This is a genomic window from Pseudomonas sp. H26/SER47-MNA-CIBAN-0231 (assembly GCF_040310465.1).
GTDB lineage: Bacteria > Pseudomonadota > Gammaproteobacteria > Pseudomonadales > Pseudomonadaceae > Aquipseudomonas > Aquipseudomonas atacamensis.
In genome coordinates, this window is the sequence record NZ_JBEOPW010000013.1 from 171,912 (window position 1) to 180,137 (window position 8,226).

Genomic DNA, 8,226 nt, shown 5'->3' on the forward strand with positions numbered 1-8,226 from the left:
GCGCTCAGCCTTTGCAGTGATATAGTTCGCCGCCAGTTCGGCCTGCCCGGGATGCAGGTGTTTCCGAGGAAAGTCTGGCATCCCAGTGAGAGGCTGCATCGCAAGGAGTTTAGATGAGTGCCGATAACGCCTACGCGGTCGAGCTGAAGGGAGTCTCCTTCAAGCGCGGTGCGCGGAGCATTTTCAATAACGTCGATATCCGCATCCCGCGCGGCAAGGTCACCGGCATCATGGGGCCTTCCGGCTGCGGCAAGACCACGCTGCTGCGCCTGATGGGCGCACAGTTGCGGCCGTCCGCTGGCGAGGTCTGGGTCAACGGGCAGAACCTGCCGACGCTGTCGCGCAGTGATCTGTTCGATGCGCGCAAGCACATGGGCGTGCTGTTTCAGAGCGGTGCGCTGTTTACCGATCTCGATGTGTTCGAGAACGTGGCCTTTCCGCTGCGGGTCCACACTCAGTTGCCGGAAGACATGATCCGCGACATCGTCCTGCTCAAATTGCAGGCGGTGGGCCTGCGTGGTGCCATCGAGCTGATGCCGGACGAACTGTCCGGCGGCATGAAGCGCCGCGTGGCGCTGGCCCGGGCGATTGCCCTCGATCCGCAGATTCTCATGTACGACGAGCCCTTCGTGGGCCAGGACCCGATCGCCATGGGCGTGCTGGTGCGCCTGATCCGCCTGCTCAACGATGCTCTGGGCATCACCAGCATCGTGGTTTCGCACGATCTGGCGGAAACCGCGAGCATTGCCGACTACATCTATGTAGTGGGCGATGGTCAGGTGCTGGGCCAAGGCACACCGGATGAGCTGATGAATTCCGATGATCCGCGTATCCGCCAGTTCATGACCGGTGATCCCGATGGCCCGGTGCCGTATCACTTTCCAGCGACGGATTACCGCGCAGATCTTCTGGGGAAGCGTTGATGCGCAGAATTTCATTGATGGAACGCGTGCGTCGGTTCGGCGAATCGGCGATCGACGCGGTCGCGGTGTTTGGTCGGGCGACCCTGTTCCTGTTTCACGCCCTGCTGGGCCGTGGCGGTATCAGCGGTGGTTTCGGCCTGCTGGTCAAGCAGCTGCATTCGGTCGGCGTCATGTCGCTGGTGATCATCGTGGTCTCCGGCATTTTCATCGGCATGGTCCTGGCGCTACAGGGCTTCAGCATTCTTTCCAGTTATGGTTCAGAGCAGGCTGTAGGGCAGATGGTCGCCCTGACGCTGCTGCGTGAACTGGGGCCGGTGGTCACGGCGTTGCTGTTTGCCGGGCGCGCCGGTTCGGCGTTGACCGCCGAGATCGGCAACATGAAATCCACCGAGCAGTTGTCCAGCCTGGAAATGATCGGTGTCGATCCGCTCAAGTACATCATTGCCCCGCGCTTGTGGGCCGGCTTCATTTCCCTGCCGGTGCTGGCGATGATCTTCAGCGTCGTCGGCATCTGGGGCGGTTCGTGGGTCGCAGTCGACTGGCTGGGCGTTTATGAAGGCTCGTACTGGGCGAACATGCAGAACAGCGTGAACTTCACCAGTGACGTGCTCAATGGCGTGATCAAAAGTGTCGTTTTCGCCTTTGTGGTGACCTGGATCGCCGTATTCCAAGGCTATGACTGTGAGCCCACTTCCGAGGGGATCAGTCGTGCCACCACCAAGACCGTGGTGTTTGCCTCGCTGGCAGTGCTCGGCCTGGACTTTATTCTGACCGCTTTGATGTTTGGAGATTTCTGATGCAAAACCGCACCCTGGAAATCGGTGTCGGCCTGTTCCTGCTGGCAGGGATCCTGGCTTTGCTGCTGCTCGCCTTGCGCGTCAGCGGCCTGTCTCCGACTTCGTCCACCGACACTTACAAGTTGTATGCATATTTCGACAATATCGCCGGTCTGACGGTCAGAGCCAAAGTGACCATGGCCGGGGTGACCATCGGCAAGGTCACCGCTATCGATCTGGATCGCGACAGCTTCACCGGTCGGGTCACGCTGCAAGTGGATAAAAAGGTCGACAACCTGCCGGTCGATTCCACAGCGTCTATCCTGACCGCGGGTCTGCTGGGCGAGAAATACATCGGTATCAGCGTCGGCGGTGAAGACACCCAGTTGAAAGACGGTGGAACCATCCACGACACGCAGTCGTCACTGGTACTGGAAGACCTGATCGGTAAATTCCTGCTCAATACCGTTAGCAAAGACGCCAAATGAGGAGCTTTTGAATGATCTCTATCTTGCGACGTGGCCTGTTGGTGTTGCTCGCGGCCCTGCCGTTGATGGCTAACGCTGCACCGGGGCAATCGGCTCATGACCTGATTCAGGACACCACGAACCGGATGCTTGCCGACTTGCAGGCAAACAAAGAGAAGTACAAGCAGGATCCGCAGGATTTCTATGCGGCGCTGAACAACATTGTCGGTCCGGTGGTGGATGCCGAGGGCATCTCCAAAAGCATCATGACCGTGAAGTATTCGCGCAAGGCCACGCCTGAGCAGATGCAACGCTTTCAGGAAAACTTCAAGCGCGGTCTGTTCCAGTTCTACGGCAACGCTTTGCTGGAATACAACAACCAGGGCATCACCGTTGACCCGGCCAAAGACGAATCGGGCGAGCGCACCAGCGTCAACATGACCGTCAAGGGCAGCAATGGCGCGATCTATCCGGTGCAGTACACGCTTGAGAAGATCAGCGGCGAGTGGAAACTGCGCAACGTGATCATCAACGGCATCAATATCGGCAAGCTGTTCCGTGACCAGTTCGCCGACGCCATGCAACGCAATGGCAACGATCTGGACAAGACCATCGATGGCTGGGCCGGTGAAGTCGCCAAGGCAAAGGAAGAAACCGACAAAGCCGCCGGGAATCCAGCGCAATGACTGAGGCCGCAGTTCGTATGAGTGATGTCGACGAGCTGGTGCTCAGCGGCGTGCTGGATTACCGCACCGGGCCCGACCTGCGCAAGGAAGGGCAGGCGCTGATCAAGTCGAGCAAGGCATCGGCGCTGGTCATCGATTGTTCGGCGGTGCAGAAGTCCAGCAGCGTCGGCCTGTCGTTGCTACTGTGCTTCATGCGTGATGCGCAGGCGGCCGGCAAGGCCGTCAGCATTCGCGCGATGCCTGACGACATGCGTGAAATCGCTCAGGTCAGTGAATTGACCGAGTTGTTGGCGCAACCCTGAACCATCATCTATAAAGAAGCCCCCCGTCAGAGTCCTGCGTTGCGGGGTTCGCAGGCGCGGGGCTTTTTTGTATGATGTCCGACCCGTGCGCACAGGGCGCCGATTGAGGTTGAGCATGCAGGCCGTAGAAGTGAAGAGCTTCCTTGAAGGAAAGCTGCCAGGAACGCTGGTAGAAGTTGAAGGCGAAGGCTGCAACTTCCAGCTGAACGTGATCAGCGATGAACTGGCGGCGTTGAGCCCGGTGAAGCGTCAGCAGCAGGTCTATGCCCATTTGAACCCATGGATCACCGATGGCAGCATCCATGCGGTCACTATGAAATTTTTCAGCCGCGCGGCCTGGGCCGAGCGCACCTGAGCCCTAGGGCGTCGAGATACTAATGGATAAATTGATTATTACCGGTGGCGCTCGTCTTGATGGCGAGATCCGCATTTCCGGCGCGAAGAACTCCGCCCTGCCGATTCTGGCCGCGACCTTGCTGTGCGATGGCCCGGTCACCGTTGGCAACCTGCCGCACCTGCACGACATCACCACCATGATCGAGCTGTTCGGGCGCATGGGCATCGAGCCGGTGATCGACGAGAAGCTCAGCGTCGAAATCGACCCGCGCACCATCAAGACCCTGATCGCCCCGTACGAACTGGTGAAAACCATGCGTGCGTCGATTCTGGTACTGGGTCCTATGGTCGCGCGTTTCGGTGAAGCCGAAGTCGCACTGCCTGGTGGTTGCGCCATCGGTTCGCGTCCGGTCGACCTGCACATTCGCGGTCTGGAAGCCATGGGCGCGGTCATCGACGTCGAAGGCGGCTACATCAAGGCCAAGGCACCTGAAGGTGGCTTGCGCGGCGCGCACTTCTTCTTCGACACCGTCAGCGTGACCGGTACCGAAAACATCATGATGGCCGCTGCTCTGGCCAAGGGCCGCAGCGTGTTGCAGAACGCCGCGCGCGAGCCTGAAGTAGTCGACCTGGCGAACTTCCTCAATGCCATGGGCGCCAAGGTTTCCGGCGCCGGCACCGACACCATCACCATCGATGGCGTCGAGCGCCTGGGTTCGGCTTTCTACAAAGTCATGCCTGACCGTATCGAAACCGGCACCTACCTGGTCGCTGCTGCCGTGACCGGTGGCCGCGTCAAGGTCAAGGACACCGATCCGACCATCCTCGAAGCAGTGCTGGAAAAGCTGCGTGAAGCCGGTGCGGAAATCACCTGCGGTGAAGACTGGATCGAGCTGAACATGCACGGCAAGCGCCCGAAAGCGGTCAACGTGCGCACTGCGCCGTACCCGGCGTTCCCGACCGACATGCAGGCCCAGTTCATCTCGCTCAACGCCATTGCCGAAGGCACTGGTGCGGTGATCGAGACGATCTTCGAAAACCGTTTCATGCACGTGTACGAACTGCACCGCATGGGCGCGCACATCCAGGTTGAAGGCAACACCGCGATCGTCACCGGTATCGAGAAACTCAAGGGCGCGCCAGTCATGGCCACCGACCTGCGCGCGTCGGCCAGCCTGGTGATCTCGGCGCTGGTTGCCGAAGGCGACACGCTGATCGACCGCATCTACCACATCGACCGTGGTTACGAGTGCATCGAAGAAAAACTGCAAATGCTGGGTGCCAAGATCCGCCGCGTTCCGGGCTGATCGCTGCATCGGGACACACGGACGTGTCCACTGAATTCGTTTCGAGTCGAGGGTGTACGCACCCTCGATGTGTGTCCGGCGCCGATTGCGACCGGGCATGAGTACCTTGATAAGGACTGACGTTTCCCATGTTGACCATCGCACTGTCCAAGGGCCGCATCCTTGACGACACCCTGCCGCTTCTCGCTGAAGCGGGCATCGTGCCGACCGAGAATCCGGACAAGAGCCGCAAGCTGATCATTCCCACGACCCAGGACGACGTGCGTCTGCTGATCGTGCGTGCCACCGACGTGCCGACCTATGTCGAGCATGGCGCGGCCGACCTCGGCGTCGCCGGTAAGGACGTGCTGATGGAATACAGCGGCCAGGGCCTGTACGAGCCGCTGGACCTGCAGATCGCTCAGTGCAAGCTGATGACCGCCGGCAAGATCGGCGCGGCCGAGCCCAAGGGCCGTCTGCGCGTGGCGACCAAGTTCGTCAACGTTGCCAAGCGTTATTACGCCGAGCAGGGCCGTCAGGTCGACATCATCAAGCTGTACGGCTCGATGGAGCTGGCGCCGCTGATCGGGCTGGCCGACAAGATCATCGACGTGGTCGACACCGGCAACACCCTGCGCGCCAACGGCCTGGAACCCCAGGAACTGATCGCCACGATCAGCTCGCGTCTGGTCGTCAACAAGGCTTCAATGAAAATGCAGCACGCCCGGATCCAGGCGTTGATCGACACCCTGCGCAACGCAGTGGAATCGCGACACCGCGGCTGATCTACCTGCGCGGCCCGAGGCCGCGCCGTCTATCCGCCTCATAGCCAGAATTCTCAGGTGCCCAAGCGGATCGAATGCTAGTTTCGGGCGCCTGAGTTATTTGCCATTCCTATGAGGCTCTCGCTATGACCGCAACCACTGCAATTCGCCGACTCAACGCTGCTGACCCGGATTTCGCGCATCATCTGGATCATCTGCTGAGCTGGGAAAGTGTGTCTGACGACTCGGTCAATCAGCGCGTGCTGGACATCATCAAGGCTGTGCGCGAGCGCGGTGACGCGGCGCTGGTCGAGTTCACCCAGAAGTTCGACGGCCTCGAAGTCGCCTCGATGGCCGACCTGATCCTGCCGCGCGAGCGCCTGGAGCTGGCCCTGACCCGTATCACTGTGCCGCAACGCGAGGCCTTGGAAAAAGCCGCCGCCCGCGTGCGCAGCTATCACGAAAAACAGAAGCAGGATTCCTGGAGCTACACCGAGGCTGACGGCACGGTGCTCGGCCAGAAAGTCACGCCACTGGATCGCGCAGGCCTTTACGTGCCGGGCGGCAAGGCCTCGTATCCGTCGTCGGTATTGATGAACGCGATTCCGGCCAAGGTCGCCGGCGTGACCGAAGTGGTCATGGTCGTGCCGACCCCGCGCGGTGAAATCAACGAGCTGGTGCTGGCCGCTGCCTGCATCGCCGGTGTCGACCGCGTGTTCACCATCGGCGGCGCGCAAGCGGTTGCCGCACTGGCGTACGGCACCGAAAGCGTGCCGCGTGTCGACAAGGTTGTCGGCCCGGGCAATATCTATGTGGCCACGGCCAAGCGCCATGTGTTCGGCCAGGTCGGCATCGATATGATCGCCGGCCCTTCGGAAATTCTTGTGGTCTGCGACGGCCAGACCGATCCGGACTGGATTGCCATGGACCTGTTCTCCCAGGCCGAGCACGACGAAGACGCGCAAGCGATTCTGGTCAGCCCCGACGCCGAGTTCCTCGACAAGGTGGCTGCGAGCATCGACAAACTGCTGCCGACCATGGACCGCGCGACCATCATCGAAACTTCGATCAATGGCCGTGGTGCGCTGATTCAGGTGAGCGACATGGCCCAAGCCATCGAAGTCGCCAACCGCATCGCCCCGGAACACCTGGAATTGTCGGTCGCCGATCCACAAGCCTGGCTGCCGCAAATTCGCCACGCCGGTGCGATCTTCATGGGCCGCCACACTTCCGAAGCGTTGGGCGATTACTGCGCCGGTCCGAACCACGTGTTGCCGACTTCCGGCACCGCGCGCTTCTCCTCGCCGCTGGGCGTCTACGACTTCCAGAAGCGCTCGTCGATCATCTTCTGCTCCGAGGCCGGCGCTTCCGAGCTGGGCAAAACAGCATCGGTACTGGCCCGTGGTGAATCGCTGAGCGCCCACGCACGCAGCGCCGAATACCGCATCAAAGACCAAGACTTTCTGAAAGGGCAGGGGAACTGAGCGATGAGTAAATTCTGGAGCCCGTTCGTCAAGGATCTGGTGCCCTACGTGCCGGGCGAACAGCCGAAGCTGACCAAACTGGTCAAGCTCAATACCAACGAAAATCCGTATGGCCCGTCGCCAAAAGCACTGGCGGCGATGCAAGCCGAACTCAACGACAACTTGCGCCTGTACCCGGACCCGAACAGTGATCTGCTGAAAAACGCCGTTGCCGAATATTACGGCGTGCAAACCAGTCAGGTGTTCCTTGGCAACGGTTCGGACGAAGTGCTCGCGCACATCTTCCACGGTCTGCTGCAACACGACCAGCCGCTGCTGTTCCCGGACATCAGCTACAGCTTCTATCCGGTCTACTGCGGTCTGTACGGGATTGAATTCGATGCGGTGCCACTGGATGCACAATTCCAGATCAACCCGGCCGACTACGCCAAACCGAATGGCGGGATCATTTTCCCCAACCCGAACGCCCCGACCGGATGCTTGCTGGCGCTGGACGCCGTCGAGCAAATCCTCAAGGCCAGTCCTGATTCGGTCGTGGTCGTGGATGAGGCGTACATCGACTTCGGCGGCGAGACGGCGATCAGTCTGGTGGACCGCTATCCGAATCTGCTGGTGACGCAGACGCTGTCCAAGTCACGCTCGCTGGCCGGCCTGCGTGTCGGTCTGGCGGTAGGGCATCCGGACCTGATCGAAGCGCTGGAGCGGATCAAGAACAGCTTCAACTCCTATCCACTGGATCGTCTGGCGATTGTCGGCGCGGCGGCGGCTTTCGAAGATCGCGAGTATTTCGACAAGACCTGTCGTCAGGTGATCGAGAGCCGCGAATGGGTGGTGGCGCAGTTGCAGGCTAAAGGCTTTGAAGTGCTGCCGTCGGCGGCCAACTTCATCTTCGCTCGCCACCCGCAGCATGACGCGGCGGGCCTGGCGGCCAAGCTGCGCGAGCAGGGCGTGATCGTGCGGCACTTCAAGCAGGAACGGATTGCGCAGTTCCTGCGGATATCGGTGGGTACGCCGGAGCAGAATCAGGCGTTGATCAACGGCCTTGGCGACCTCTAAAAGCAAAAGCCCCTCACCCTAGCCCTCTCCCAGAGGGAGAGGGGACTGAATGGGGAATATTGGAGAGGCTCACCGACTTGAACGATTTGTATTGAATCCATAATCAACTCGGTCTTTCAGGTCGATGTATCCCGCAAGACAACTCG

Annotated in this window: 10 protein-coding genes; all 10 read left to right on the plus strand. The window is 60.5% G+C overall.

The features are described 5' to 3' along the window. Positions 1-113 precede the first annotated feature (113 nt). On the plus strand, positions 114-923 hold the full coding sequence (locus AAEZ10_RS19560; RefSeq protein ID WP_110646355.1) for an ATP-binding cassette domain-containing protein: 810 nt from the start codon (positions 114-116) through the stop codon (positions 921-923). Then, the gene (gene mlaE, locus AAEZ10_RS19565) at positions 923-1,720 is read left to right on the plus strand and encodes a lipid asymmetry maintenance ABC transporter permease subunit MlaE (protein ID WP_016771674.1); all 798 of its coding nucleotides are present in this window, start codon (positions 923-925) and stop codon (positions 1,718-1,720) included. Before AAEZ10_RS19560 ends, mlaE begins: the two co-directional genes overlap by 1 nt. Further along, the gene (mlaD, locus tag AAEZ10_RS19570; RefSeq protein WP_016771673.1) at positions 1,720-2,187 is read left to right on the plus strand and encodes an outer membrane lipid asymmetry maintenance protein MlaD; all 468 of its coding nucleotides are present in this window, start codon (positions 1,720-1,722) and stop codon (positions 2,185-2,187) included. The genes mlaE and mlaD overlap by 1 nt, the downstream gene beginning before the upstream one ends. An 11-nt stretch (positions 2,188-2,198) precedes the next feature. After that, on the plus strand, positions 2,199-2,852 hold the full coding sequence (locus AAEZ10_RS19575) for an MlaC/ttg2D family ABC transporter substrate-binding protein (protein ID WP_073473774.1): 654 nt from the start codon (positions 2,199-2,201) through the stop codon (positions 2,850-2,852). After that, a complete protein-coding gene (locus AAEZ10_RS19580) occupies positions 2,849-3,154 on the plus strand; it encodes an STAS domain-containing protein (RefSeq protein WP_073473772.1) in 306 nt (101 codons plus the stop codon). Before AAEZ10_RS19575 ends, AAEZ10_RS19580 begins: the two co-directional genes overlap by 4 nt. A gap of 115 nt (positions 3,155-3,269) precedes the next feature. Next, a complete protein-coding gene (locus tag AAEZ10_RS19585) occupies positions 3,270-3,509 on the plus strand; it encodes a BolA family protein (protein ID WP_016771670.1) in 240 nt (79 codons plus the stop codon). A gap of 22 nt (positions 3,510-3,531) precedes the next feature. Then, positions 3,532-4,797 carry a UDP-N-acetylglucosamine 1-carboxyvinyltransferase gene (gene murA / locus AAEZ10_RS19590; RefSeq protein ID WP_016771669.1) on the plus strand — a complete coding sequence of 422 codons (1,266 nt, stop codon included), beginning with the start codon at positions 3,532-3,534 and terminating at the stop codon, positions 4,795-4,797. A gap of 128 nt (positions 4,798-4,925) precedes the next feature. Continuing rightward, positions 4,926-5,561 (plus strand): ATP phosphoribosyltransferase, encoded by a 636-nt coding sequence (gene hisG, locus AAEZ10_RS19595; protein WP_016771668.1) that lies wholly within the window; start codon positions 4,926-4,928, stop codon positions 5,559-5,561. Between the two features lie 125 nt (positions 5,562-5,686). After that, a complete protein-coding gene (gene hisD, locus AAEZ10_RS19600; protein WP_016771667.1) occupies positions 5,687-7,024 on the plus strand; it encodes a histidinol dehydrogenase in 1,338 nt (445 codons plus the stop codon). A 3-nt stretch (positions 7,025-7,027) separates the two neighbouring features. Beyond that, complete coding sequence (gene hisC / locus AAEZ10_RS19605) at positions 7,028-8,080, plus strand: histidinol-phosphate transaminase (RefSeq protein WP_350570570.1); 1,053 nt, start codon at positions 7,028-7,030, stop codon at positions 8,078-8,080. Positions 8,081-8,226 lie beyond the last annotated feature (146 nt).

Coding starts and splice junctions, on each gene's coding strand:
- AAEZ10_RS19560 (WP_110646355.1), top strand. CDS start 114: ATGAGTGCCGATAACGCCTACGCGGTCGAGCTGAAGGGAGTCTCCTTC.
- mlaE (WP_016771674.1), top strand. CDS start 923: ATGCGCAGAATTTCATTGATGGAACGCGTGCGTCGGTTCGGCGAATCG.
- mlaD (WP_016771673.1), top strand. CDS start 1,720: ATGCAAAACCGCACCCTGGAAATCGGTGTCGGCCTGTTCCTGCTGGCA.
- AAEZ10_RS19575 (WP_073473774.1), top strand. CDS start 2,199: ATGATCTCTATCTTGCGACGTGGCCTGTTGGTGTTGCTCGCGGCCCTG.
- AAEZ10_RS19580 (WP_073473772.1), top strand. CDS start 2,849: ATGACTGAGGCCGCAGTTCGTATGAGTGATGTCGACGAGCTGGTGCTC.
- AAEZ10_RS19585 (WP_016771670.1), top strand. CDS start 3,270: ATGCAGGCCGTAGAAGTGAAGAGCTTCCTTGAAGGAAAGCTGCCAGGA.
- murA (WP_016771669.1), top strand. CDS start 3,532: ATGGATAAATTGATTATTACCGGTGGCGCTCGTCTTGATGGCGAGATC.
- hisG (WP_016771668.1), top strand. CDS start 4,926: ATGTTGACCATCGCACTGTCCAAGGGCCGCATCCTTGACGACACCCTG.
- hisD (WP_016771667.1), top strand. CDS start 5,687: ATGACCGCAACCACTGCAATTCGCCGACTCAACGCTGCTGACCCGGAT.
- hisC (WP_350570570.1), top strand. CDS start 7,028: ATGAGTAAATTCTGGAGCCCGTTCGTCAAGGATCTGGTGCCCTACGTG.